We start from the raw sequence: 23243 nt of genomic DNA, 5'->3' as shown, positions 1-23243 counted from the left end.
AGCGGCAATCTGGTTGCCCCGATCCTCGTTCTTTTCGTCGGCGAGGCCGACGGCAAATCGACAGAGCCTATTGGGGGCGAGACTTCTCGGGCCTGATAAATTCTAGTTCCATGCTCATCAGTTGATCGGGTGACCCATTGAACCCAAATTTGAATGGAATTTCACGTCGGCGAGAACTGTCAGTCATGAGGACAAATCTCTCTTTGCACTCGCGGTTTCCTGAAGACCACGTAGCACAGGCTTTCATATATCCGTGAGTTGGATAGTGTCCAATGGAGTGACTGACGTTGCCGATCAGTATAATTCCGCTGCCTTTGGCATATATATTTGATGAAACAAGCATGTTTGGATATCTAGTAATTTTTATACGATCGTTTAATATGGAAGGTGAGCATCCTGCGCCGAGGGCGCATATAGCGACGGTTGCTAAAAGATACGTTGGCTTCACTGAGATTATCTCCCTTAAACTGCGTCAGCGATCCTGTCAGGCTTGATGGGGGGCGTTTTCATGCCGCCTTCCCCGCCGGATCGCGGTAGGCGAGCAGCCTGAGCGCGTTGACGACAACAAGCAGCGTTGATCCCTCATGAACCGCCACCGCTGGCCCAATGCCGAGGCCAAGGATGGTCGCAGGAACGAGGAAGGCGACGACACCCAGGCTGACGAAGACGTTCTGCCGGATGATTCCACGCGTATGCCGGCTTAGGCCCACCGCGAATGGCAGGTGCGCCAGATCGTCAGCCATCAGGGCGACGTCGGCTGTCTCCAGCGCAACGTCCGACCCCGCCGCGCCCATCGCAATGCCGACCGTGGCGCTTGCCATCGCCGGGGCATCGTTCACGCCGTCACCCACCATTGCGACCTTGTCTTCGCCGGCGAGTTTCTTGATCGCGGCAACCTTGTCTTCGGGCATGAGGTCGCCCCACGCCTCGTCGATCCCGACATCGTTGGCGATCGCTTCGGCGACTTTCTGGTGGTCGCCAGAGATCATTATCATCCGCGATACGCCCATTTCGTGCAGCCGGCGTAGCGCGGTCTTTGCCGCTTCGCGGGGCGTGTCCATCAGGCCGATCGCGCCCAGGTCGCGGTCCCCCTTGCGGACCACCATCGTCGTGCGACCGTTCTCGCGCAGTTTCGCGATCGCGTCCTGTGCCCCCTGCCCCAGCGCCGGAATGCCCTCACTCCCGAACATCTCGGCCTTGCCGATCCAGACCGTCTCGCCATCCACGCTCGCGGTGACGCCCCGACCGGTCAGGCTCTTGAGGTCGCCGGCAGTCGGCACGGCACGATCGTTCAGTCGTTCGCGGCCGTCCTTGACGATCGCTTGGGCCAGAGGATGGTCGCTCAACGCTTCGACAGCGACGGCCAGCGCCAGCAGCTCGCCTTCGTCGGCGCCATCGACGGGCACGACATCGGTGATGCGCGGACGACCTTCGGTCAGCGTGCCCGTCTTGTCGAAAGCAATCGCCTTGAGCGACCCGAGGTTTTCGAGCGGTGCACCGCCCTTCACGAGCACGCCGCCCCGCGCTGCACGGGCAACGCCAGACAGGACAGCGCTCGGCGTTGCGATGGCGAGCGCGCACGGGCTTGCCGCAACCAGTACCGCCATCGCGCGATAGAAGCTGTCGCGGAACGGCTCGTCGACGACCACCCATGCGAAGAGCAGGAGCACCGACAGGATCAGGACAGCAGGCACGAAGATCCGCTCAAACCGATCGGTGAAGCGCTGCGTCGGCGACTTCTGCGTCTCCGCTTCGCTCACCATCTTCACGACCTTGGCGAGTGCGCTTTCGTTGGAACGGCGCGTCACCTCGATCTCGATCGCGCCGCCGCCGTTGATCGTACCGGCAAAAACCCGGCTTTCCGCGTCCACCGCATCGGGCTTTGCGCGTGCCGCCGCAGCGTCGGCGACCGGCACCTTGTCGACCGGGATGCTTTCACCCGTCACCGGGGCCTGGTTGATCGCGCTCGTGCCCTTGATGACGAAGCCGTCGGCGGGCAGGCGCTCATTCGGGCGCACGATGGCGATGTCCCCGACGACCATCTGTTCGACAGGGATTTCGCTAGTTTCCCCGTCGCGACGCACGGTCGCGGTTTCCGGGGCGAGCTTCGCCAGCGCCTCGATCGCCTTCTTGGCGCGACCCATCGCGTAATGCTCGAGCGCGTGACCAAGGCTGAACAGGAACAGCAGCAGCGCGCCTTCGGCCCATGCGCCCAGCGCAGCGGCGCCGGCGGCAGCGACCAACATCAGCGTGTCGATCTCGAACTTCTTCATCCGAAGGTTATCGATCGCCTCGCGCAGCGTGAAGAATCCGCCGAAAAAGTAGGCTGTGATGTAGCAGGCGGTCGGCAGCCACTCCGGTGCGCCGGCAACTAGCCTCTCGATCGCATAGCCGATCCCCAGCAGCGCGCCGCAGGCGAGCGCGAAGATCAGCTCGGTGTTGGGGCCAAGAAACTCGGCATGGCTATGGTCGTGGCCATCGCCGGGACCGTGCTTCTCCTCGCTCATGCCGTGGCCCCCCGGCCCGTGGTCGTGGCCGGCATGGTCGTCGGCCGCGACCCGCTTGCCCACACCGACCTTCAGCTTGCCAAGTGCGGCGCGGACCTCCTCTTCGGTGGTTTCGCGTCGATCATACTCGACCCGAACCGAGCCGCTGGTGCTGGCGCTTGCCTGGACCACGCCGGGCAAGGCGCACAGCGCATCGCTGACGGTGCGCGCCCGGCGCTCGTGATTGATACCCGTCACCTGCCAGATCGCATGGCCGTAGCGCTCGGTGATCTCGGCGCCTGCGGCGCGCACCATTTCGCGCAAGCGCGGCAGCGGCAGCTTGGCAGCGTCGAAATGGATGCACAGCGCCGCCGGCGTGTCGCCGTCGAGGCAGATCACATGCGCCCGCTCCACGCCTTCGCGCTTCGACAGGGTCGATACGAGACGGTCCAGGCAGGCATCGGCCGCATCAGGCAGACCCGGCAACAGCACTGGAATATCGAGTTCGAGCTTGTCGTTCATGACGACCTCCTTTCGCTTTTCTTGGTTTCGGCGCGCGCGTCGCGCAGGATTTCGACACCGCCCTTGATGGCGATGATGGCGGTCGCGAAGCCGACCAGCAGGTCCGGCCAGTTGGTGCCCAGCCACAGCACCAGCACGCCCGCGATCAGGATGCCGCCATTGGAAATGAAGTCATTGAAGCTGAAGGTGGTGGCGGCCCGTAGGTTGACGTCCGGATCCTTGAGCCGCTGGAGCAGCCGCAGGCAGAGGTAGTTTACGACGCCGGCGATCGCCGACATGACCATCATGGTCGGTCCGATCGGCTCGCTGCCTTGCACGTAGCGCCGTGCGACATCGAGCAGAATGCCGCCCGCGAAGATCAGCAGCATGACGCCCGACGCCATCGCGGCGCGTGTCTTCCATGTCTTGCCCCGGGTGAGCGCCACGAGGCTCAGCGCGTACACGGCGGTGTCTGACAGGTTGTCGACGCCGTTGGCGATCAGCGCGCTCGAATCCGCGAAGAAGCCCGAGACGAAGAAGCCTGCCGCAATCGCCGCGTTCAGCAGCAGGACGATCCAGAGGGTGCGGCGCTCCTGTCCGCCGTTGTTGTCATTGCTCGAGATCATCCCATAATCTCCTCAAGCGTGAGCAGGGCCAGGAACCCCACGAAGAACATCGAGCTGATGAGCGGGGTGTCGGGTTTCTCGTGCGCCTCGACCAGCAGCTCCTCCGTGACGAGATAGAGCAGCGCCATCAGCCCGAAGCTGAGGAAGCCGGCGACCATCACCGGCGACAGCGTGGCGACGGGCACGGCCGCAAGCGCGCCGAGCGGCAGCAGCAGCGCCAATGCCGACACGATCACGATAATGCGAAGGCGCGAGCGATAGGTTTCCGCCAGCTCGTCGGTCAGCGTCAGCCCTAGGAACAACACTTCCAGCGTCAGCGCGATCGTCAGCAGGAAACCCGCCTTTTCGCCCGCCACGAAGGCGAGGCCGAGCACCAAGCCGTCGACCAGAATGTCAATGCCGATCGCGGCGAGCAGCGCCATCGGTCCTTTGAAGCGGGCTTCGAATGCCTTGAGCCCTAGCATCGTCGCAACGCCCGCCGCCCCGCCGATCAACGTCGCGCTGGGCGACGCCTCATGCTTGACCTGCGGCAGGATTTCAGTCGCGGCCGCCGCGAACACGACCCCTGCCGCGAGATGCTGGAGGCCGGCCACAAGGTTGGGCTTCAACTTGGTGCGGCTCGCTATGATCGCGCCGAGCACGACCGCCAGCACAGGCGCAAGCGTGTAAAGCAGTGCCTGCATATCCTATGATCCCTCCGGGGTTCGGTGACAGACGTGGATTTTCCCGCGCCGCATGAAGGCGATCGCCCCGCCCGCCACGACGGCCCGTGACTGGTTGCCGCGAAATTCATCACCGGTTCGCTGGGCGCGCAGGATCTCGGTCCTGCCCTTCGGCAGCCAGGTTACGGCCATCTTGAGGCCGTCGTCGATGAAGTCGACATCGGCGCGTGTGCCGTCGTCGCAATACATGATGCGCTGCGCGATCAGCCTTGGCGTCACACGCTTGTCGTGAGCCGGTTCGACAGGTTCGCTCGGAGCCGGGTTGCACGCCCCTACAATCACGCCGGTGACGAGAACGACGCCAACGCGCGCGATCGTCAGCCCGGGCAGATGCAGCAAGGCGCGCATGCCCATCACCACAGCACCCCGTGGTCAGGTGTCAGCGGCTCGGGGGCCGGAAGTCCCGCGGTTTGGAGAAGGTCGATCTCGATCGTGCGACACATTGCCGTGAGCGGGACATCGTGGACGCTATTGGCGAACGGATCGGTCAGATCCTCGCCGATGCTCAGCACCGCGAGGAAGACGAGTCCGATCAGCGTCGATCCGATCGGCGTGGCAAGGCCCAGGGATTCGACCAGCGCGATCGGGAGCAGCACGCAGAACACACGCGTGAAGAGGTTCGGGAAGAACCGAAAGCCATTGGGCAGCGGCGTGTTCTTGATCCGCTCCATGCCGCCCTGCGCATTGGCGATGTCGATCAGGACGCGCTCCACAGTTGCCTGCTGGATTTCGGTGATCCGACCTTCCGCGAGCGCGTCGGCGTAAATGCCCGATATGTCCTCCAGGAGCGCGTTGGCAGGGTTCAGGCGGGCGACCGCCATATCGGCGACTTCCGTTCCAGCGACCCGGGCAATCTCTTCATAGGGCGACTGTCGGCGAAGCTGGCAGCGCATCGAGTGCGCAAAGGCGATCTGCCGCAGGATGATGTTGTGCCGCATCTCACTGCCCTCGGGTTCCCCCTTGGTCAGGCTGCGCGTGATCCGGGCCAAGCTGCGCGAGGCATTGATGAGCGCGCCCCAAAGAGTTCGCGCTTCCCACCAGCGTGCATAAGCGGCGTTGGTCCGAAACCCCATGAAGAGCGCGATGGCAGTGCCGAACAGCGCCGTCGGCAAAGGCGGTTCCTTGATCGGGGTCATCATGTGGAATGCCGTCACCGCCACGTCCCACACGAACAGGATCGTGAGAGGCTTCCAAACCTCAATAATGATCTGCCTAAAACGTGGCCTCGCGCCGACTATCATATCAATTGCGCCTTAAATATCTTCGCGATCGTCATCCAATCGGCAGGTTCATGATGTCCCGATATGCAGACAGCAGCTTGTTCCGGACTTGCAGGGTCGCCTCGAAAGTAATGGATGCGCGGCTCTGGATGAGCGCGACGGTTGCAATGTCGGTGGTTTCGCCACGCTCATATGCTTCGGTGACGACATCCTCCTGCTCCTGGGTCTCGTTGACCTTTGCGACCACGGCATTGAGGGTGTCGGCGAAGTTCGACGCCGGAGCGGTCGGCGTCACGCCGGGCGGTGCCGTCGGCTGCGCCTCACGCAAAGCGCGGCTTCGCGCGATCACTTCGGCGCGAATGGCCATCACATTCGAGATCGACGTGTCAGACATCGCTTCTCCCCCGTTGCAGTGCGATGTGTCGGAGGACGGGACGGTTCATTGGACGCCCTCCCGCTCGCATGTCCGCGTGCGGCCTTCGCCTTCCACGATCGTGAGTTGCGACCCCTTGAAGGTCGCGGTGGCCGTCTCGCCGACATATTGCAGGCCCTGCGCTGGCGCCGTCAGCGTCATCGGCGGCCCATTGCCGGAGCGCCGCAAATCGATTTGCAGGCCATCGTCCTTGTAATCGACGAACAGTGGTTCCCCGTCGGAACAGCGGTAGGGATGCCGTCCCATTTCCCCGGTCGCCACGGCGCTGTCGGATGAATGGATTTGCTGCTCGGTTGGCGGCGCTGGCGGCTTGCTTTCCGAGCAAGCCGTCAGCCCGACAACGAGGATCAGTGCGGGCAGTATCCGCTTACCAAGCATCATCGCGCCTTCCTCCTGTAGCGGGAGGGGACGCGCTGACGATTGATCCCACGGGTAGGCTGACCCACCCGCCAGCGCAGATAGGTCGCAAGCCGATCGTCGGCCTCGATCATCAGGGACCGCAGGCGGCGTAACATCATCGCCGCGAACGGAAGGGAAAGCGCCCCACGAAGCGTGCAACTATGCGTCAGCCTGGTGCCGCCATCGTCCCCCGCCAGCTCGTACCGCTCTTCGAGCGTGAACAGGTAGGGGATACCGCAGGACCAAGCGTAGGCGTGCGGCTTGTCGATTTGATTGACCCGGGCGGGCGTCCGGATCGGCCGGGTAATGCCCTGGATCGCGAAGGCGCATTCCGTGTCGCCGAGGCGGGACGGATTATCGAGAGATACGAGCGGGCTCCATGCTCGGCGATGATCCGGATCGGTAAGCACCGACCAGATGCGCAATGGCCCGCCATGAAGCATCAAGCTGGTTATGGTTCGAGGCATATCCCCATCTCCAAGAGATGGGCGGGGCGATCGCGGATCGCCCCGCTCACCCTTCAGGCCAAGTCGTTCGCGAAGGTCTGACCGTGGTCGTCCCCTTCATGCTCTTCGTTGTAGTGCTCGGGCGTCTCGATCGCCTTCTGCCCGAACCGGGCATAGAGCGTCGGCAGCACGAACAGCGTCAGCAGCGTGGCCGAGATCAGGCCGCCGATGACGACGGTCGCCAAGGGCTTTTGCACCTCCGCGCCCGCGCCCTCGCCAAGCGCCATCGGCACGAAGCCGAGGCTGGCGACGAGCGCGGTCATGACGACGGGCCGCAGACGCTGCATTGCCCCGACATGGGCCGCCTCTTCGCGCGATAGCCCCGACCGGATCAGATCCTGGATCGAGCTGACCATCACGAGGCCGTTGAGGACCGCGATGCCCGACAGGGCGATGAAGCCCACCGCCGCCGAGATCGAGAAGTCCATGCCGCGCAGGAAGAGCAACAGGACGCCGCCCACCAGCGCGAAGGGCACGCCGGTGAACACGATCGCGGCATCGCGGACCGATCCCAGCGCACCGTAGAGGAGCAACAGGATCAGGATGAAGCAGGCCGGAATGACCAGCTTCAGCCGTTCGCTCGCCGATTGCAGGTTCTCGAACTGACCGCCCCATTCGAGATAGGCACCGGCAGGCAGCCGGACCTGGCTGCCGATCGCCGCCTGCGCGTCTGCAACGACGCTACCGACGTCGCGACCACGCACATTGGCTTGCACCACCACGCGCCGCTTCCCGTTTTCGCGGCTGATCTGGTTGGGACCATCCACGACCTTGATGTCGGCGACACTGGACAGCGGCACATAGCCACCCCCCGCCACCGGCACCTGCACCTGTTCAAGCAGGCCAATGTCAGCGCGCTGCGTCTCCGACAGGCGGATCACCACCGGGAAGCGGCGGTCGCCCTCGAAGATCTGGCCCGATGTTCGCCCGCCGATCGTCGCAGTCACGGTGTCCTGCACATCCTGAGCCGTAACGCCCAACCGCGCCATCGCGTCGCGGTTGACGCGAATGTCGAGCATGGGAAGACCGGTCGTCTGCTCCACCTTCACGTCCGCTGCGCCTTGCGTTCTGCGCAGCACCGCCGCGATTTGCTCGGCCGTCCGGTTCATCGTGTTGAAGTCGTCGCCGAACACCTTCACCGCGATGTCGCCGCGCACGCCGGCGATCAGCTCGTTGAAGCGCATCTGGATAGGCTGGGTGATCTCATAGGCGTTGCCCGGAATTTTTGCGAGATTACCCTCGATCCGGCTGACCAGCTCCTCCTTGGGAAGCTCAGGATCCGGCCAATCCTTGCGCGGCTTCAGGATGACGAACATGTCGGTCGCGTTCGGCGGCATCGGGTCGGCCGCCAGCTCGGCGGTGCCCGTCTTGGAATAGACGAATTGCACCTCCGGCTGCTTCGACATCATCCGCTCGATCGGCACCTGCATCGCCTGGCTCTGCTGGACCGACGTTGCCGGAATGCGGAGCGACTGGATCAGCAAATCGCCTTCGTCGAGCTGCGGCAGGAACACCGAGCCGAGCGTAGTGAAAGCAAGCGCCGCCACCACAAGGCTTCCCACACCCGCACCGATCGTCAGCGTCGGGCGCTTCATGGCCCGGTCGAGACCGGGTTCGTAGCGCTTCTTCAGCCACGTGATGATGCGGCCGTCCTTCTCCTCGACCTTCTTCGACAGCCAGATCGCAATCATCGCCGGCACGAAGGTGAGAGAGAGGATGAAGGCGAAGGCGAGCGCGATGATGACGGTCAGCGCCATCGGTCCGAACGTTTTACCCTCCACGCCGGTCAGCGTGAGCAGCGGTACGTAGACGAGGATGATGATCGCCTGCCCGTACACAGAGGGACGGATCATCTCACGCGCAGCGGCTGCCACGGTCGCGAGCCGTTCCTTGACGCTGAGCAATCGGCCTTCATGATGCTGTTGCTCGGCAAGCCGGCGCAGCGCGTTTTCGACAATGATGACGGCGCCATCGACGATCAGACCGAAGTCCAGGGCGCCGAGGCTCATCAGATTGGCCGAGACGCCAGCACGCAGCATCCCGAAGCCGGTCAGCATCATGGTGATCGGGATGACCAGCGCCGCGATCAGCGCCGCGCGGAAGTTTCCGAGCAGCACGAAGAGCACGACGATGACCAGCACCGCGCCTTCCGACAGGTTCTTGGCAACCGTCTTGATCGTCGAGTTGACCAGTTCGGTGCGATTGAGCACCGGCTGAATCACCACGTCCGGGGGCAGCGAAGCGTTGATCGTCTTCAGCTTCTCCGCGACCGCCGTCGACACGACGCGGCTGTTCTCGCCGATCCGCATGATCGCGGTGCCGACGACGACCTCCGTGCCATTCTCCGAGGCCGAACCCATGCGGATCGCCTGACCCGTCTTCACGGTCGCGACTTGTTCGACCGTGATCGGCACGCCGTTACGTGTCGCGATCACGGTCCTGGCCAACTCGCCGGCATTGCGCACGAGCGCATCCGAGCGGACAGCCAGACCTTCGCCATTGCGATTGACGAAGCCGCCGCCAACGCTGGTGTTGTTGCGCTCCAGCGCGTTGCCAAGGTCGGTCAGCGTGATGCCGAGTGAAGCCAGCTTCTGCACATCGGGCACGACGAGGAATTGCTTGGCGTAACCGCCAATCGAGTCGACGCCGGCGAGGCCCGGAGTGTTCTTGAGAAGCGGCGTGACGATCCAGTCCTGCGCGGTGCGCAGGTAGGTCGCCTTATCCTCTTCGGTCGTCAGTCGCTCGCCCTCTGGCGTGATGTAACTGCCATCGGGCTGTTGGCCCGGTTCACCGGGCTTGTGCTTGTCGTCGTCGCGATGCTCGAGACGAACGGTGTACATATACACCTCGCCCAAGCCGGTCGCGATCGGACCCATTTCGGGGTTCACGCCATCGGGCAGGTTCTCTTGCACGCCCTGCAGACGTTCACCCACCTGCTGACGGGCGAAATAAATGTCGGTGGCGTCCGAAAAGACGGCGGTGATCTGCGCGAAGCCATTGCGGCTCAGCGAGCGCGTATATTCAAGGCCGGGAGTGCCGGCGAGCGCGGTTTCGATCGGGAACGACACCTGCTTCTCGACCAGCTCGGGCGAGAGCGCGGGTGCGCGGACGTTAATCTGGACCTGATTATTGGTGATGTCCGGCACCGCGTCGATCGGCAGCCGGTAGAGGGAAAACGCGCCGATGGCGGCGACGATGACGGTGAGCAGCAGGACAAGCCAGCGCTTCTCGACCGCCCATGTGACGATGCGGGCGATCATGGCTTAATCCTCGTGGCTCGCTTCGCCCTTGCCGATCTCGGCCTTGAGCGTGAAGCTTCCGGTGGTGGCGATTTGTTCGTTGCCGGTGAGACCCGAGCGGACGATCACCGTGTCGCCCGACGCATCGCCGAGCTGCACCGGGGTCGCCTTGAAGCCCGTAGGTGTGCGAACGAACACGACCGACTTGCCCTCGAAGCTCTGCACCGCCGTCGTCGGCACGCGGATTGCGCCGCTACCGCCGCTGCCGGTGAGCTGGACGGCGGCCGTCACCGGCTCGCCGACCCGCCATTCGCCGCCCCGGTTGTCGAGGGTGGCGAGCGCCGGCACGAGCCGCGTCTGCGGATCGAGCGCCGGCGACACGAAGGTGACGCGCGCGGTCGCCTGACGGCCCGCTGCCTTGACGAGCACCGTGTTGCCGGGGCGCACCCGGCCCGCATCCTCAGCCTTCAGGTTGAGCGCGATCGACACCTGGCTCAGGTTGGCGATGCGATAGAGTTCGGCGTCCGCCGCGACCGTCTGTCCCAGCGTCACGGGGCGCGCGATGATCTGGCCCGAGATCGGCGCGGCGATGCCGAGCCGGTTGAGACCGCCGCCGCCGACACCGGCGGCCGACACCATGCTCTGCGCCTGCGTCAGCGCGATTCGCGCTTCCGTCGCCGCCGTGCGGGCAGCGATCAGATCCTGCTCAGGGGATACCTTCTGGGCGAAAAGCCGCTGCTCGCGCGCGAGGTTCGAATTGGCGAGCTGAAGCCGTGCCCGTGCCGCCTCGACCTCGCCCTTAATCTGCGCCGCCTCGCGGCTCTCGATCACCGCAATAGTCTGGCCGCGCCCGACCGACTGGCCAAGGTTGCGCGTCAGCGCAACCACCCGTCCCGCGATGGCGGCCGAGACAACCTGCGTCCCTTGGGGATCGCCCTCGATGATCGCGGGAAGCTCGATCGTTCCAGCTCCGCCGATGATCGGCCGTCCCACCTGGACGCCCGCCGCCGCGATCTGATCGGAACCCAATGTGACGACGCCCTCATCGGCATGACCGCCTTCAGCGCCGCCCTTTTCCGCGCCAGCAGCCGCTTCGTTGCCGGCTGCCCCATTGGCGGCCGCCTCGTTCCCGGCGTCCTTGCCACCACAGGCAGCCAACAGCAGGGCGAGCGACGCCGCGCCCGCGAGATAGAAACTCTTCATCACTGATTTCCCCCATTGGGCGCGGGAGCGGTCAGTCGCTCCACTTGCGCGCGGGCATTCTGGTAGTTGGCGAGCGCATCGATCGCGGCGACCCGCGTTTCGGCGAGCGTGCGTTCCGCATCGAGCAATTCGAGCTGGCCGAACTTGCCCTCGCGATAGCCGATCCGCGCGATGCGGGCGGCCTCCTGGGCCGCCGCCAGCGCCGGCCCTGACGCCGCGCGGGCGGTGGTCGCCGCATTGGCCGCCTGCGCCTGCGCGTCCGTGATCGCCTGTTCAATGTCGAGCGCGGTCAGGCGGCGCTGCGCATCTGCCTGGGTCCGCTGCGCGGTCGCCTGCGCAATCGCGGCGCGACCATTGTTGAACACCGGGATCGGGATCGACACGCTGAATACCGCCGCCATGTCGTTGGTCGCTTCCAGGCGGCGGATTGCAGGCCCGACATTGACGTCAGGGACGCGATTGGCGCGCGCGAGCCGCACGCCGGCTTCCGCAATGGAGAAGTCCGCGTTGGCTGCGGCCAGCGCGAGTGTGCCGGTCGTGTTGGCCGGTGCCATCGGCCCATAGACGTTCGCACCGGGAAGGCGATCGAGCAGCGTGTCATCGAGCAGGCCGTCGATCGGCCGTCCGATCCGACGCGCCAGATTGGCGCGAGCCGCCTCGGCCAAGCGAAGCTGCCGCTCCACATTGGCGTCGGCATTGATCCGGGCGACGTCCGCACGCTGTTGCTCCAGCGGAGAGGCACGCCCCGCCTGCACGCGGACGCTCGCGGCGCGCAGCGCGTCGCTGGCGATCCGGGCCTGGTCCCGCGCTGTCGTTACCCGCCGGTCGGCGGCGACCGCTTCGACGTAGAGCTGCGTCACCTGAAGCCGGACATCCGCTGCGATGATCGCAGCCTGGATCTCGGCCCGGGACAATTGTGCGTTGGCGACCGCAACGCGGGCGCCGCGCTTGCCGCCTAGCTCGATCGGGATCGCAAAGCCGACCGTGGATTCCGCGCTGCGGACCCCCCGATATGGCCCCGAGCCAATGATGTTTTCAACCTGACCCTGGACCACCGGATTGGGCCGCAAGCCGGCGACCGTGCGGCCCGCACGGGCCGCGTCGATCGCAGCTGTCGCGGCTTCCGCAGCGGGGGCCGAACCGCCCGCCGCACTGACCGCTTGGTCAAGCGTGTAGACCGGCGCGTCCTGCGCAACAGGCGCGGACGGTCCGACCTGCGCCTGCGCCATAGTTGCGCACGACGCTGCGGCCAGCATGGCCGCGAAGATACGATGCATGAGACTAAAACTCCTGACGCTGATCGACAGGCGCGCGCCAACGCACACCCGAATCGGGCGTCAGGCTTGGGGGGGCCTCAAATGGACCATGCCGGTGTGGCCATCGAGCGATGCAGAGGCAGAGATTGTCGGCTCGGGCGCCGTGAGGACAAGGGTGTATTCCATTGTCGCGCGCGCAGGCGCACCCACGTCATGCCCGTGACAATAATTGTGGTGGTGCGGGACGTTCTTGTCCGAATCTGACGGCACCTCATCGCGGTCGCCCGCGGTATGGACGGTAAACTCAACGCCCGCGATGCTTCCTCCCGCCAAATCGGCGGCGTGAGCCATGCCGGCGAAGCTGGTGAGGACCAGCATCAGGCATGTCAGGAGAGGCAGAAAGGCTCGCACGAATTGACGCTTACCACGGAAAGGTTTCCATGTCATTGCAATAACTCGAGCGGAGTTTGGCGCTGTGAGGAAGGCGATCGCCTCTCCGCTCGAAGTCGGTTCGGGATCGAGCAGGCCACGATCCAGACGGAGATACCGGGCAATGTCCGAGGACGACGCGCTTCTTGACCCGTGAATATGGGGGCGGTTGCCCGCCCCCATACCAACACCGTCAGCGGCGCTGCATCTCGCCCGCATGATCGGCGTGATCGCCGGCCTTCTTGGCGTGATCGCAGCAGTCCGCGCCTTCCTTGCAGCACGTCATGTCCGGGCAGCAATCGGCCGCGGTCGCGGCGAAAGCGGTGGAGGACAGGGTGAGCGCGACGGCCGCGCCAATGAGCTTGAACTTCGACATTTAAACTCTCCATAGAACAGTGTGAGGTTGGAAGCGTCACACAGCTCGCGGAGGGGGCGTCGCAGGTGCCCGAGCAAATTCAAGCAGGCCGGCATGTCGCACCGGCCAGGGGCCGGGCGCCGCGTAGGCCAGCGGCGCGACACGGGCGATCGGTGCGCCGTCGAGCGCGGCGGCACAGGGCATCGAGCAGGCGGCAGTAGGAGCCTTCTTCTCCGGGGTGCCATGCCCCTTGCCCTCGCAACCGGGCATTGCCGACGCACTCGGGACGGCCGCGATAGCGACAGCCTCGCAGATCGGCCCGACCCGCATGACCAGCATCAGCGCGAGAAGGGCGATCAGCGCCGCGCGCACGGGGCTGGGAGGGTGAGAACATACGCCGAAGCATGTTCACGATAGTAGGGCCTGAGGCGAATGACTGCAACTTGGAGCTTTGCCGAGCGGCAGGATTTGCTCTATACAAGCGTTACGTGCGGCGTCGAAAGGCGTCCGTTTCCCAAAAGGGAACTAAGGGCCAGGGCCGCTTCCTAGGAGGCGGCCTTTGGTTTTCGGCGGATAGCGATTGAGCTTTCCAGCTCCTCAGGGCTTAGCCTTGGCAGCAGATTGGCGAACTTCCATTCGCGTTCGCATCCTGTATCGGCGGGCACGGTACGTCGCCGAACGAGCAGAACACACAGCAATCTCCCGGCAGGGGGCGCAGCACTACCGCGCAATGCCGGCAATCATAGAAGAACTGGCAGGCGTTGGTGGGCATCGTCTCGGTTGCGACCCCGCCGCACTTGGGGCAGGTCAGGGCGGAGGTGAGCTGCATCAGGAAAGCGCCTTCATCAATGGCGCTTCAAGGCGATCCCATATTAACGCGACCACCGTCAGGACCGTGCCGATCGCGAGCACGATCGGAGTGGCGCTAGAAGGCAGCGGCACGGTGCAGGACCGATCCGCAGCGCAAGCCCTTCGGCGCCGCGCATAGGCCCACCACCCGGCAGCCAGACCGATGAGCGAGAGTGCCGTCAGCGGCCAGCGCAGCGGCATCAGCGCGGCGAAGGTACTGGAAACGCCGGCTCCAACGCTCATTGCCGCAAGCGCGAGCGGCAGGACGCAGCAGGAGGCAGCGGCCAGGACCGCGCCGAAGCTAGTCAGCGCGGCGAGGACGGATAGCCCCGTGTCGGCTCGACGGGTCGGCGCGGGCGGACCCAGAGTTTCGTGCGGCATCGTCCCTTGGTTCATCGGTCGTCTCCGGAGGAATAACCCGCTATGCCTCCTGTAGCGGCTACAGGAGCAAGCGATTTATGCGCGTCGAGCAAAGCATCGCGATAGGCGAGCTGTCGCGCCGGACTGGTGTGAACATCGAGACAATCCGATATTTTGAGCGCGTCGGCGTTCTCACAACGCCACCCCGCACGAGCGGCGGGCGGCGGGTATATGGGGCCGATCACGTCCGCGCCCTTGGATTCATCCGTCGCGCGCGAGAACTCGGTTTCACCCCGGCCGAGGTGCGCGCGATCCTATCACTTGGCGGTCCCGCGCAGGCGTCATGCTGTGAGGTCCGCGAGATCGCGGCCCACCATCTGGAGCGTGTTCGCGCCAAGATGGTCGATCTGGCGCAGCTCGAAAGCGTGCTCGCCACGACTATCGACCGTTGCGGGGGCGACGGGGCGGCAAGTTGCGCCGTGATCGACTTGCTCGACCAACATGCGACTGCGTAGGTGCTGCAATCACCCCGTCTCGCGCAAACGGTCGATTGCGTGAGGATCGCGCCGATCGCAGCCGGGCCGCTGTAAACGCTCGCGCTAAGTGGCGGCATTCTGATCGCGCTATTTGTCGGCGAGCGTCGCTACGCGGCTACCGGCTTGGTCTCGGCCGATCGCACATAGGCGTAGAGTGTTGGCTTGGAGATGCCGAGCATCGAGCAAATCTTGGCGATCGGCATCGTGTTCTCGTGGTAGAGCCTGACGGCCAGGTCGCGCTTGTCCTTGCCGAGTGCGGCCGGCCGGCCACCCTTCTTGCCGCGAGCGCGGGCTGCGGTGAGACCGGCCTGGGTCCGCTCGCGGATCAGGTTGCGCTCGAACTCCGCCAATGCCCCGAACAGGTGGAAGGTAAGCTTGCCCGACGTGGTGGTCGTGTCGATCGCCTCGTGCAGGCTCAGCAGCCCGACCTTTTCCTCGTCGAGGTAGGTCATCCATCCGATCAGATCACGGAGCGAGCGGCCGAGCCTGTCGAGGCGCCAGACCACCAGTGTGTCGCCGGCGCGAAGCAGCTCCTTCACCTTTTCCAATTGTCAACGGCGAGCGGCAGTCGCCCCGGAGGCCTTGTCGGTGATGACCTTCTCGCAGCCGGCAGCCTTCAGCGCATCACGCTGGAGGTCCAGGTTCTGCTCGGCGGTCGATACGCGGGCGTAACCGATTTTCATGCGTAGGGCCGGTGGCGCCCCGATCGGGCGCGGTTTGGGAAGAAAGTCGTCATCGGCAGGTCTATGTTGCCCTAGTTTTCTTTACCGGGTAGATTTACGTCGAACAGGCCGGTTTGGCAACGCGAGCGGACTCGCATGGCGATGGGCAGGCAAATCTCCGTTTTCCTTGCGGTGATGTCGAGCAGACGTGCCTTTTGTCATCACGTCGAGATGACAAACGTCACTACGCGGCAGCCGCTTTGCCGATCACAATGACGGCTCATCTGCAAAGGGCCGTGTCATGCTTCTCGCCACTCTTTTCGCCGTTGCCGCAGCGCAAGTGGCGATGCCGGATTCGACACCATCCGGGGTCGTGGCCATGCCGTCAGAGAGCGAGCCACGGCGGATTCGAACGCCCGAGATGGTCGCGGACTTCTATCTTCCTGCCGCGTCCCGCCCTGTGCCGGCCATACTCCTGCTGGGCGGTTCCGAGGGTGGGCTGTCCAAAGGCGGCGCACGCGAGGCGCGGCTGCTTGCCGAACGAGGCTATGCGGTTCTGCACCTTTCCTATTTCGGCAGTCCCGGGCAGCCTGCCACGCTCAAGATGATCCCCGTGGAGACGTTCGACCGCGCGCTCGACTGGCTGAAGGCACAGGCCGAGGTCGCCGGAGATCGGATCGGCGTGATCGGCACCTCCAAAGGTGCGGAAGCCGCGCTGCTGGTCGCATCGCGCCGCTCCGATATCAGGATTACCGTGCTGGGTGTGCCGTCCAGCGTCACCTGGCCGGGGATCGACAATGCCAACCTGGTGACCGAAGCGTCGTGGAGCGAGAACGGCAAGCCGGTGCCCTTCGTGCCGTACGGATGGACCGGCGAATGGAAGGGCATTCACGCGCTATACGCCGATGGACTGAACGACGCCGCGGCGGTCGAACGTGCAAGCATCCCTGCCGAGCGGGTCAACGGACCGATCGTGATGGTCTGCGGCGAGCGCGATTCCCTTTGGCCCTCCTGCCCGATGTCGCAGGCGATCCAGGAACGCCTGCGGACCCGCAGTTTCACGCATCCGGTCACGTTGCTTTCGTATCCCGAAGCAGGCCACGCCGCGTTCGGACCGCCCGTGGAGGCCAGTGCGCAGAACGCCGCCATGCTGAGCTTCTTCGGGGGCACGAGTGCCGGCACGACCGCGGCACGTACCGATAGCTGGCCCAAAGTGCTGGCAGCGATCGACGCGGCCCTGAAGCGGAGCACCGCACGATGACCGCTCGTACCCCCGCAGCACGGCTGACCGGGGTGCGCAAGATGCTGGGACGCCGGCCCGTTCTCGAGGCCCTCGACCTGACGCTCGACACCGGCGTGGTCACGGCGCTGATCGGCCCCAACGGGGCCGGCAAGACGACTACCGTCTCTCTTCTCACTGGTCGGCTGTCGCCCGACGCGGGAACGGTCCGGCTGTTCAATCTCGATCCGCGCCGGGCCGAGGCCCGCGGCCGGATGGGGGTCATGCTCCAGGCGGCCGGCTTGCCGGACGTGCTGACGGTCCGCGAACTGGTCATGCTGCACACCGGCTATTATCATCATCCGCTCAGCCTGAGCGAAACGCTTTCGCTGGCGGGTCTGGCCGAACTGGCCGATTGCCGCTGCGGTGCGCTGTCGGGCGGGCAGGTCCGGCGCGTGCAGTACGCGCTCGCCATTTGCGGCCGCCCCGACCTGTTTGTGCTGGACGAGCCGACCGCCGCGATGGACCGCGAGGCTGCGCGTGGCTTGTGGCGTACCGTCCGTGGAGTCGCCGACCGCGGCGGCGCGGTGTTGCTGACCAGCCACGACCTGGCCGAAGCGGACGCGCTCGCCGACCGGGTGGTGGTGATGGCCGGGGGCCGGATCGTCGCCGACGATACGCCCGCCGCCATTCGTGCGCGGGCGGGAGGGTCAGTGATCCGCTGCCGCGGCAGAATGACGCCGGCGGTCGCGTCCGCACTGCCCGGTGCGCGCGAAGCGGCAACGGAGGGGACGGAACTACGCATCGTCAGCAGCGATGCGGCCGCCACGGTACGCGCGCTGCTCGATGACGATCCGACCCTTTCCGCGCTGCGCGTCGCCGACGCCACGTTGGAAGACGCCATTGCCGCCCTGCTCGCACCCGACCGAAGGATCGCCGCATGACCGCCTACACTCTTCCCCCCGGCGTCTGGCGCCGCGAGGCCTTGGTCGAGGTAAAGCGCAGCCTGCGCCTACCCCAGTTCCTGCTGCCCACGGTGCTGACTCCTGCAGCGTTCTACGGCCTGTTCACGCTGGCAATCGCCAAGGCACCGAGTCCGGTCGCAGCTGCGGCGAGCCTAGCCGGCTATGGCGTGTTCGCGGCCATCGGCCCGGCGCTGTTCGGCTTCGGCGCGGGCGTGGCGATGGAGCGTGAACAGGGTCTCATCGAACTGAAGCGTGTCTCGCCGATGCCCGCCAGCGCCTACGTCATCGCGAAGCTCGCAGCCGCGGTGCTGGCCACGGCGATGGCGGTCATCGCGATCGACCTGCTCGCGATCGTCGCCGGTGTCCGGCTTTCTCCCGCCAACTGGGTGGCACTGACCGCACTCCATCTCGCCTCCGCCGTTCCCTTCGCGCTGATCGGCTTCGGGATCGGTATGCGGATGAGCGGAAAGGGCGCGGTGGCGGTCGCCAACGCCCTGTTCCTAGGATCGGCCGTGTTGGGCGGCCTGTGGATACCCTCCGCGATGCTGCCAGCGTGGATGCGCGGGATCGGTGAAGCGACACCGGCCTATCACCTCGGCCAGATCGCCCGGTCCATCGTTGGGGCCGACACGATCGGATCGCTGGAGGTGCATGGCGTGATGACGGTGGCAATGACCGGCGTGGCAGCCCTCTGGGCGTGGACAGGCTGGCGGCGGAGTCCGGCTTGACCCGTTCCATCGTCGCGATGGAAGGTGGCGGGATGCGGACGGCGAGCGAGCGTTGGTGGGACGGCCCCTGGCCCTGGCTGGTCTATCTCGTCTTCCTGCCCCTGCCGTGGCTGTGGCGAGCGCCCGATCTTGCGACGCTTTCCCTGACGGGGATAGGCCTCACGCTGTTCCTGCCGCTGTACTTCGCCGCGCATCGGGTCCGGGGAGTTCGGCTCATCGGGGCCACCGCAGCCATCACCGCCATCGGCATAGCCCTGGCACCGCTGCCGGTGGGCTGGACCGTGTTTCCCATCTACGCCGCTGCGGCGATCGGCCGTGCGCGTCCGCGGCAAACCGCGTTTGTTGCCATCGCCGCGATCGCCGTTGTCACAGCAGCAGCCGGCTTCGGTCTGTCACAGCCGACGCTCTGGTGGCTGCCCGGCGTCTTGCTGGTGGTCATGACCGGGAGTGCCACAGTGTCGCGCGAGGCCTTCTATGAGCGGGCGCAGGCTTTGCTGCGCACCCAGGAGGAGGTGCGCCGCCTCGCCGGCACCGCCGAACGCGAGCGGATCGCACGCGACCTGCACGACGTGATCGGCCGCACACTGACGCTGGTCGCGCTCAAGGCCGATCTTGCCGGCAGGCTGGTCGACCGCGATCCCGACCGCGCCAAGGATGAACTGGCCGCCATCGCCGGCGCGGCGCGCGGCGGGCTGGCGGAGGTGCGCGCGGCGCTCGCGGGCCAGTCAGGCGGCAGCCTGTCGCACGAACTGGCGGCATCGCAAGCCGCACTCGCCACCGCCGGCGTCGCCATCGAGCGTGTGGGCGATCCCGACCAGGTTGCCGATGGTGCCGGAGCGATCCTCGCCATGACGCTGCGCGAAGCGGTGACCAACGTCATCCGCCATGCGGGTGCATCGCAGTGCCGCCTCGATATTGCTTGCGGCGCGAACGGCGCAACGCTGACCGTGGCCGACAACGGCCGCGGCGGATCGTTCAGGGAAGGCAACGGGCTGACCGGCATGCGCCAGCGGCTCGCCGCAGCAGGAGGCGACCTTTCGATCGTCACCGATAGCGCGGGCACACAACTCCGTGCGACGGTGCCGGCATGACCCTGCCGTCGATCCGCATCGTGGTGGCGGAGGATCAGGCGATGGTGCTCGGCGCAATCGCCGCCCTTCTCGAGCTCGAACCCGATCTGGCCGTGGTGGCGTGTGCGACGAACGGCGATGCCGCGCTCGATCATGTCCGTGTGCTCCGACCCGACATCCTGCTGACCGACATCGAAATGCCGGGGCTGTCGGGTCTGGATCTCGCTCGCGCTGTTCGGGGCGAGCGGTTGCCGACGCGCACGATCGTGGTCACCACCTTTGCCCGGCCAGGATATCTCACCCGTGCGAGGGCGGTCGGGGTGCGTGGCTACCTGCTCAAGGACACGCCCGCCGATCAACTTGCCGCAGCGATACGCACCGTGGCCACCGGCGGACAGGTCATTCGCGCCGATCTCGCCGCAGCAACATGGGAGGCGGGCGACGATCCCCTGACCGACCGGGAGCGCGACGCGCTGCGCCTTGCCGAGCAGGGGCTGTCCAACAAGGAAATTGCCCGCCGCCTCGTTCTATCACCCGGGACGGTTCGCAATTATCTATCCGATGCTGCGGCAAAACTCGGTGCGGCCAATCGTATCGAAGCAGGCCGGGTCGCTCGGAACAATGGCTGGCTGTGATCGCCCGCTCAGGCTCAATGCGTCGGCGGATTAACAATGTGCGTCCGTCTCACCGATCGTGCGCTGCGTCTCACGGAATGCGCGTCGGGCGATCCTATCCGTCTCAAACAATGTGCCCCGGAAACCGCTCTTTATTGCGCGTTCAGCCGGGCATCATTGCAGGCCGCTACAGTTAGCAGGCGTGCAGCTGAAGAAGTCCGCCTGATCGGCGAGACTGGCGATCTCCTGGCACTCCAAGGTGGCGAGATCGTCAAACGAGACCGTCTGCTCCTCCGCCAGTCCGGGGAAATGGGCAAGACCGCCCTCGATGCACAAGCGGACCTCACCTTTTATCGTCTCGTCCAAGGCCTTGCCCTTCTGCATCAGATCACTCCAACTATGCTCCGGGCCTCGGTGGCAGCGGCGCATCGTACAGATTTATCCAGCGCATGCCCATGCGTTGCCATGCTTTAGGAGCAGAGCGCCTCACCATAGCACTTGTGCGACCTTGCCGTTCTGCATAATATCATATCTGAATTATTGAAGGTGTGCACACGTGCATATTATCACTCTTGCAGCTCAGAAGGGTGGCGTTGGCAAAACGACGCTCGCGGTGAATTTGGCGGTCGCTGCTGAAGCGGTCGGGATCAAGACGGCTCTCTTTGATCTCGACCCGCAGGAGAGCGCGACCGCTTGGAGCGAGCGACGAACGGCCGAGCTGCCGCACGTCGAGCCAATCAGTGCGAGACGCCTCGACCAAGCGATTGATGCAGCTGAGGCCAACGGCTTTGCACTTACTATCATCGACACACCGCCAGCGGCGGGCGCGGAAGCCGCCGCAGCGGCGCAGCGTGCCGATCTGGTCGTTATCCCCTGCCGTCCGTCATTGATCGATCTTGATGCGATCAAGCGCACGGCACAGCTTATCACCAGCACGGGGCGAACGGGCGTGGTCGTGCTGAATGCCGCCCCCCCTACCGCAACCACATTGCTGGACGATGCCAAAACGCTTGCCGAGGCAACCGGCTTACGGGTGGCGCGTGCCGTATTGCGGGAGCGCAGCGTCTACCGAGCGGCATGGCCTTACGGCTTGGGCGTCATTGAGCATGAGCCGAAAGGTAAAGCTGCCTTGGAAATTGCAGCCTTGCAGAAGCACATATTTGATGATGTGATCAATTGCACACCTGCAAATGTGAAAGCTTGATTATGGCGAAACGGACTTCCCTGTTGGGGCCGGCAGTAGCGGCACCCTCCCCTCGCGAACCCGAGCTGGAACGCCAGTCGGCTCCGGCGACCTTGCCGCCGAGTGCCGCACGATCAGGTGGCAAGCGACCGGGTAAGTATCACCTCGGGGCATATTTTGATCCTGCAGATCCCACGGCGGAGGCATTTCGCGTTTTGGCAGCGCGGACCCGGCGGAGTCACCAAGATCTCCTTGCTGAAGCGATCAGCGAACTGGTCGCCAAGTATGAAGCCGACAAGCAATTCGGCCGTGTGTGACGATGTGCACACCTGCAACAATGCAGGATGGCAGGATTGATCCTTCATGACCAAGCGCCAAAATCCCAACCCCGAATTTGATCTGTTCATCCCGTTGATGGGCGACCTCCCGCTGAAAGATCAGCGGGAGACGATGGAGCGGCCGTTCTTCTCGCTCCAGAAGCGCAAGCGGGTGAAGCCGATCGAATATAGCAGCCCGGACGGCGAGACGTGGGTCAAGATTGAGGCGATCCCCGCCTACGGCATGGCCACGATCTGGGACGCCGATATCTTGATATGGGCGGCGTCCACGCTCAATCGGATGCGGGAGCAGGGGGTCAACGACCTTCCCCGGACACTTAGAACTACGTCCTATGACCTGTTGCGGGCGATCAAGCGCGACACCAGCGGCCGGGCTTATCAGGAGTTGCAGGCTGCACTCCAGCGGCTTCAAACGACTTCCATATCGACCTCGATCCGCGCGCCCAAGCGGCGGACTAAGGCCGGTTTCAACTGGCTCGACAAATGGACGCTGGAGGTGGACCCGGACACTGACCAACCGCGCGGGATGACCATTACGCTGTCGGACTGGGTGTATGAGGGTATTATGGGGGAGCGGTCACTGCTCACCATGCACCAAGATTATTTCCTGCTGACCGGGGGGCTGGAACGCGCCCTGTATCGTATCGCGCGCAAGCACGCCGGCAATCAGAAGGGCGGGTGGACGTGTCGCGTCGAGGTGCTGCGCGACAAGACAGGCAGCGACAGCAAACCAAAAGAGTTCAACCGGATGCTGCGCAAAGTGGTGGAAGCCGACCAGCTCCCCGATTATGCGATGCACATGGCCGCAACAGCCGATGGCAGTCCTGCCGTGCTGTTTCGACTTCGGGGTGAAGCGGAGGCGCTGGCACTGACTGCCAAGTTGGAAGCCGAGCAAGAGCGGCGGAACCGATTCGATGCCGATCGCCGCCGCGCCGCCGAGGTGGACGACCTGATGGACAAGCTCGCCGGAGAACGCTGACTATCGTGGTATCACACACCGCAAGGCCCATCCGTATCAGAGGCGGAGGCGGGCAGCAGGCGTTGAGAGTGTGGATCGAGCAATAATCGACCCGCAAACAGGCAAGCGATCATCGTGGGATCACACACCCGGGCGTCGTGGGATCACACACCGCACTATCGTGGGATCACACACCGAATCACGTGGGATCACACACCGGGCAGATTCTCAAGGTATTACGAAGACGCGGTTTTTTGGCCGCTTTTCGACACTTAACCTTCTTAACGATTCCTATTTAACAGAATCACTTAACCCCAAGACCCGGCTCAAAAGGAAGGAAAGGGAATGCGGAATTGCCCCTTCGGCAATGGCCCTTCGTTACGTGC

Annotated in this window: 26 protein-coding genes and 1 pseudogene; 9 read left to right on the top strand and 18 right to left on the bottom strand. The window is 64.9% G+C overall.

Annotated elements, in window-relative coordinates:
• Nucleotides 1–506 precede the first annotated feature (506 nt).
• The 16 genes from ACZ1JS_RS19955 to ACZ1JS_RS19880 form a co-directional block, all read right to left on the bottom strand.
• Nucleotides 507–3008: a heavy metal translocating P-type ATPase gene (locus ACZ1JS_RS19955; protein ID WP_465169036.1), complete on the bottom strand. Its 2502-nt coding sequence runs from the start codon at nucleotides 3006–3008 to the stop codon at nucleotides 507–509.
• A complete protein-coding gene (locus ACZ1JS_RS19950; protein WP_053556569.1) occupies nucleotides 3005–3613 on the bottom strand; it encodes a cation efflux transmembrane domain-containing protein in 609 nt (202 codons plus the stop codon). Before ACZ1JS_RS19950 ends, ACZ1JS_RS19955 begins: the two co-directional genes overlap by 4 nt.
• On the bottom strand, nucleotides 3610–4296 hold the full coding sequence (locus ACZ1JS_RS19945) for a ZIP family metal transporter (protein WP_053556568.1): 687 nt from the start codon (nucleotides 4294–4296) through the stop codon (nucleotides 3610–3612). The genes ACZ1JS_RS19950 and ACZ1JS_RS19945 overlap by 4 nt, the downstream gene beginning before the upstream one ends.
• A gap of 3 nt (nucleotides 4297–4299) precedes the next feature.
• A complete protein-coding gene (locus tag ACZ1JS_RS19940; protein WP_053556597.1) occupies nucleotides 4300–4683 on the bottom strand; it encodes a hypothetical protein in 384 nt (127 codons plus the stop codon).
• A 5-nt stretch (nucleotides 4684–4688) separates the two neighbouring features.
• A complete protein-coding gene (locus ACZ1JS_RS19935) occupies nucleotides 4689–5576 on the bottom strand; it encodes a bestrophin family protein (protein ID WP_465169035.1) in 888 nt (295 codons plus the stop codon).
• A 31-nt stretch (nucleotides 5577–5607) separates the two neighbouring features.
• Nucleotides 5608–5949: a flagellar hook-basal body complex protein FliE gene (fliE, locus tag ACZ1JS_RS19930; protein ID WP_047867274.1), complete on the bottom strand. Its 342-nt coding sequence runs from the start codon at nucleotides 5947–5949 to the stop codon at nucleotides 5608–5610.
• A gap of 45 nt (nucleotides 5950–5994) precedes the next feature.
• Nucleotides 5995–6369: a hypothetical protein gene (locus tag ACZ1JS_RS19925; protein ID WP_345907588.1), complete on the bottom strand. Its 375-nt coding sequence runs from the start codon at nucleotides 6367–6369 to the stop codon at nucleotides 5995–5997.
• A complete protein-coding gene (locus ACZ1JS_RS19920) occupies nucleotides 6366–6854 on the bottom strand; it encodes an SRPBCC family protein (RefSeq protein ID WP_047867275.1) in 489 nt (162 codons plus the stop codon). The genes ACZ1JS_RS19925 and ACZ1JS_RS19920 overlap by 4 nt, the downstream gene beginning before the upstream one ends.
• A 53-nt stretch (nucleotides 6855–6907) precedes the next feature.
• Nucleotides 6908–10153, bottom strand: coding sequence for an efflux RND transporter permease subunit (locus ACZ1JS_RS19915; RefSeq protein ID WP_465169034.1), 3246 nt, complete (start codon nucleotides 10151–10153; stop codon nucleotides 6908–6910).
• Between the two features lie 3 nt (nucleotides 10154–10156).
• Entirely contained in the window at nucleotides 10157–11335 is a 1179-nt protein-coding gene (locus ACZ1JS_RS19910) for an efflux RND transporter periplasmic adaptor subunit (protein WP_188821256.1), read from the bottom strand.
• The gene (locus ACZ1JS_RS19905; protein ID WP_286749327.1) at nucleotides 11335–12612 is read right to left on the bottom strand and encodes a TolC family protein; all 1278 of its coding nucleotides are present in this window, start codon (nucleotides 12610–12612) and stop codon (nucleotides 11335–11337) included. The genes ACZ1JS_RS19910 and ACZ1JS_RS19905 overlap by 1 nt, the downstream gene beginning before the upstream one ends.
• Before the next feature lie 60 nt (nucleotides 12613–12672).
• Complete coding sequence (locus ACZ1JS_RS19900; RefSeq protein ID WP_047867278.1) at nucleotides 12673–12969, bottom strand: hypothetical protein; 297 nt, start codon at nucleotides 12967–12969, stop codon at nucleotides 12673–12675.
• 244 nt (nucleotides 12970–13213) lie between these two features.
• Nucleotides 13214–13396, bottom strand: coding sequence for a hypothetical protein (locus ACZ1JS_RS19895; RefSeq protein ID WP_047867279.1), 183 nt, complete (start codon nucleotides 13394–13396; stop codon nucleotides 13214–13216).
• A 36-nt stretch (nucleotides 13397–13432) separates the two neighbouring features.
• A complete protein-coding gene (locus ACZ1JS_RS19890; RefSeq protein WP_047867280.1) occupies nucleotides 13433–13747 on the bottom strand; it encodes a hypothetical protein in 315 nt (104 codons plus the stop codon).
• A 232-nt stretch (nucleotides 13748–13979) separates the two neighbouring features.
• Nucleotides 13980–14204, bottom strand: a complete 225-nt coding sequence (locus tag ACZ1JS_RS19885; protein WP_082132098.1) for a GDCCVxC domain-containing (seleno)protein — start codon at nucleotides 14202–14204, stop codon at nucleotides 13980–13982.
• Nucleotides 14204–14620 carry a hypothetical protein gene (locus ACZ1JS_RS19880; protein WP_047867281.1) on the bottom strand — a complete coding sequence of 139 codons (417 nt, stop codon included), beginning with the start codon at nucleotides 14618–14620 and terminating at the stop codon, nucleotides 14204–14206. Before ACZ1JS_RS19880 ends, ACZ1JS_RS19885 begins: the two co-directional genes overlap by 1 nt.
• 62 nt (nucleotides 14621–14682) lie before the next feature.
• On the opposite strand from ACZ1JS_RS19880, the gene ACZ1JS_RS19875 reads away from it, so the two are divergent.
• A complete protein-coding gene (locus tag ACZ1JS_RS19875; protein WP_047867282.1) occupies nucleotides 14683–15099 on the top strand; it encodes a MerR family transcriptional regulator in 417 nt (138 codons plus the stop codon).
• Nucleotides 15100–15227: 128 nt separating this feature from the next.
• Here the strand turns inward: ACZ1JS_RS19875 and ACZ1JS_RS19870 are convergent.
• Nucleotides 15228–15803: pseudogene (locus ACZ1JS_RS19870) on the bottom strand (recombinase family protein).
• 280 nt (nucleotides 15804–16083) lie between these two features.
• Between ACZ1JS_RS19870 and ACZ1JS_RS19865 the strand changes: the two are divergent.
• The 5 genes from ACZ1JS_RS19865 to ACZ1JS_RS19845 are packed head-to-tail and all read left to right on the top strand — an operon-like array spanning nucleotide 16084 to nucleotide 20399.
• Nucleotides 16084–17043, top strand: a complete 960-nt coding sequence (locus ACZ1JS_RS19865) for an acyl-CoA thioester hydrolase/BAAT C-terminal domain-containing protein (protein ID WP_082132090.1) — start codon at nucleotides 16084–16086, stop codon at nucleotides 17041–17043.
• Nucleotides 17040–17945: an ABC transporter ATP-binding protein gene (locus ACZ1JS_RS19860; RefSeq protein WP_465169043.1), complete on the top strand. Its 906-nt coding sequence runs from the start codon at nucleotides 17040–17042 to the stop codon at nucleotides 17943–17945. The genes ACZ1JS_RS19865 and ACZ1JS_RS19860 overlap by 4 nt, the downstream gene beginning before the upstream one ends.
• Nucleotides 17942–18694: an ABC transporter permease gene (locus ACZ1JS_RS19855; protein WP_035386401.1), complete on the top strand. Its 753-nt coding sequence runs from the start codon at nucleotides 17942–17944 to the stop codon at nucleotides 18692–18694. Before ACZ1JS_RS19860 ends, ACZ1JS_RS19855 begins: the two co-directional genes overlap by 4 nt.
• Entirely contained in the window at nucleotides 18691–19785 is a 1095-nt protein-coding gene (locus tag ACZ1JS_RS19850; RefSeq protein ID WP_198010912.1) for a sensor histidine kinase, read from the top strand. Before ACZ1JS_RS19855 ends, ACZ1JS_RS19850 begins: the two co-directional genes overlap by 4 nt.
• Nucleotides 19782–20399: a response regulator transcription factor gene (locus ACZ1JS_RS19845; protein WP_047867241.1), complete on the top strand. Its 618-nt coding sequence runs from the start codon at nucleotides 19782–19784 to the stop codon at nucleotides 20397–20399. Before ACZ1JS_RS19850 ends, ACZ1JS_RS19845 begins: the two co-directional genes overlap by 4 nt.
• Nucleotides 20400–20552: 153 nt before the next feature.
• Here the strand turns inward: ACZ1JS_RS19845 and ACZ1JS_RS19840 are convergent, their stop codons facing one another.
• Nucleotides 20553–20762 carry a protealysin inhibitor emfourin gene (locus ACZ1JS_RS19840; RefSeq protein ID WP_047867242.1) on the bottom strand — a complete coding sequence of 70 codons (210 nt, stop codon included), beginning with the start codon at nucleotides 20760–20762 and terminating at the stop codon, nucleotides 20553–20555.
• A gap of 172 nt (nucleotides 20763–20934) precedes the next feature.
• Here ACZ1JS_RS19840 and ACZ1JS_RS19835 point away from each other — a divergent pair, with 172 nt between their 5' ends.
• The 3 genes from ACZ1JS_RS19835 to ACZ1JS_RS19825 are packed head-to-tail and all read left to right on the top strand — an operon-like array spanning nucleotide 20935 to nucleotide 22878.
• Nucleotides 20935–21582, top strand: coding sequence for a ParA family protein (locus tag ACZ1JS_RS19835; protein ID WP_047867243.1), 648 nt, complete (start codon nucleotides 20935–20937; stop codon nucleotides 21580–21582).
• Between the two features lie 2 nt (nucleotides 21583–21584).
• The gene (locus ACZ1JS_RS19830) at nucleotides 21585–21878 is read left to right on the top strand and encodes a ribbon-helix-helix domain-containing protein (protein ID WP_373853882.1); all 294 of its coding nucleotides are present in this window, start codon (nucleotides 21585–21587) and stop codon (nucleotides 21876–21878) included.
• A 46-nt stretch (nucleotides 21879–21924) separates the two neighbouring features.
• On the top strand, nucleotides 21925–22878 hold the full coding sequence (locus ACZ1JS_RS19825; RefSeq protein WP_047867245.1) for a replication initiator protein A: 954 nt from the start codon (nucleotides 21925–21927) through the stop codon (nucleotides 22876–22878).
• Nucleotides 22879–23243 lie beyond the last annotated feature (365 nt).

The sequence above is a fragment of the Sphingomonas sp. BL-S-05 genome (assembly GCF_055521695.1).
The sequence above is the reverse complement of the archived record's forward strand: the minus strand, read 5'-3'. Positions and strand labels throughout refer to the sequence as shown.

Coding starts and splice junctions, on each gene's coding strand:
- ACZ1JS_RS19950 (WP_053556569.1), bottom strand. CDS start 3,613: ATGATCTCGAGCAATGACAACAACGGCGGACAGGAGCGCCGCACCCTC.
- ACZ1JS_RS19955 (WP_465169036.1), bottom strand. CDS start 3,008: ATGAACGACAAGCTCGAACTCGATATTCCAGTGCTGTTGCCGGGTCTG.
- ACZ1JS_RS19825 (WP_047867245.1), top strand. CDS start 21,925: ATGACCAAGCGCCAAAATCCCAACCCCGAATTTGATCTGTTCATCCCG.
- ACZ1JS_RS19935 (WP_465169035.1), bottom strand. CDS start 5,576: ATGATAGTCGGCGCGAGGCCACGTTTTAGGCAGATCATTATTGAGGTT.
- ACZ1JS_RS19925 (WP_345907588.1), bottom strand. CDS start 6,369: ATGATGCTTGGTAAGCGGATACTGCCCGCACTGATCCTCGTTGTCGGG.
- ACZ1JS_RS19860 (WP_465169043.1), top strand. CDS start 17,040: ATGACCGCTCGTACCCCCGCAGCACGGCTGACCGGGGTGCGCAAGATG.
- ACZ1JS_RS19880 (WP_047867281.1), bottom strand. CDS start 14,620: ATGAACCAAGGGACGATGCCGCACGAAACTCTGGGTCCGCCCGCGCCG.
- ACZ1JS_RS19920 (WP_047867275.1), bottom strand. CDS start 6,854: ATGCCTCGAACCATAACCAGCTTGATGCTTCATGGCGGGCCATTGCGC.
- ACZ1JS_RS19900 (WP_047867278.1), bottom strand. CDS start 12,969: ATGCTGGTCCTCACCAGCTTCGCCGGCATGGCTCACGCCGCCGATTTG.
- ACZ1JS_RS19945 (WP_053556568.1), bottom strand. CDS start 4,296: ATGCAGGCACTGCTTTACACGCTTGCGCCTGTGCTGGCGGTCGTGCTC.
- ACZ1JS_RS19855 (WP_035386401.1), top strand. CDS start 17,942: ATGACCGCCTACACTCTTCCCCCCGGCGTCTGGCGCCGCGAGGCCTTG.
- ACZ1JS_RS19875 (WP_047867282.1), top strand. CDS start 14,683: ATGCGCGTCGAGCAAAGCATCGCGATAGGCGAGCTGTCGCGCCGGACT.
- ACZ1JS_RS19895 (WP_047867279.1), bottom strand. CDS start 13,396: ATGTCGAAGTTCAAGCTCATTGGCGCGGCCGTCGCGCTCACCCTGTCC.
- ACZ1JS_RS19915 (WP_465169034.1), bottom strand. CDS start 10,153: ATGATCGCCCGCATCGTCACATGGGCGGTCGAGAAGCGCTGGCTTGTC.
- fliE (WP_047867274.1), bottom strand. CDS start 5,949: ATGTCTGACACGTCGATCTCGAATGTGATGGCCATTCGCGCCGAAGTG.
- ACZ1JS_RS19865 (WP_082132090.1), top strand. CDS start 16,084: ATGCTTCTCGCCACTCTTTTCGCCGTTGCCGCAGCGCAAGTGGCGATG.
- ACZ1JS_RS19840 (WP_047867242.1), bottom strand. CDS start 20,762: ATGCAGAAGGGCAAGGCCTTGGACGAGACGATAAAAGGTGAGGTCCGC.
- ACZ1JS_RS19940 (WP_053556597.1), bottom strand. CDS start 4,683: ATGCGCGCCTTGCTGCATCTGCCCGGGCTGACGATCGCGCGCGTTGGC.
- ACZ1JS_RS19830 (WP_373853882.1), top strand. CDS start 21,585: ATGGCGAAACGGACTTCCCTGTTGGGGCCGGCAGTAGCGGCACCCTCC.
- ACZ1JS_RS19910 (WP_188821256.1), bottom strand. CDS start 11,335: ATGAAGAGTTTCTATCTCGCGGGCGCGGCGTCGCTCGCCCTGCTGTTG.
- ACZ1JS_RS19845 (WP_047867241.1), top strand. CDS start 19,782: ATGACCCTGCCGTCGATCCGCATCGTGGTGGCGGAGGATCAGGCGATG.
- ACZ1JS_RS19885 (WP_082132098.1), bottom strand. CDS start 14,204: ATGCAGCTCACCTCCGCCCTGACCTGCCCCAAGTGCGGCGGGGTCGCA.
- ACZ1JS_RS19905 (WP_286749327.1), bottom strand. CDS start 12,612: ATGCATCGTATCTTCGCGGCCATGCTGGCCGCAGCGTCGTGCGCAACT.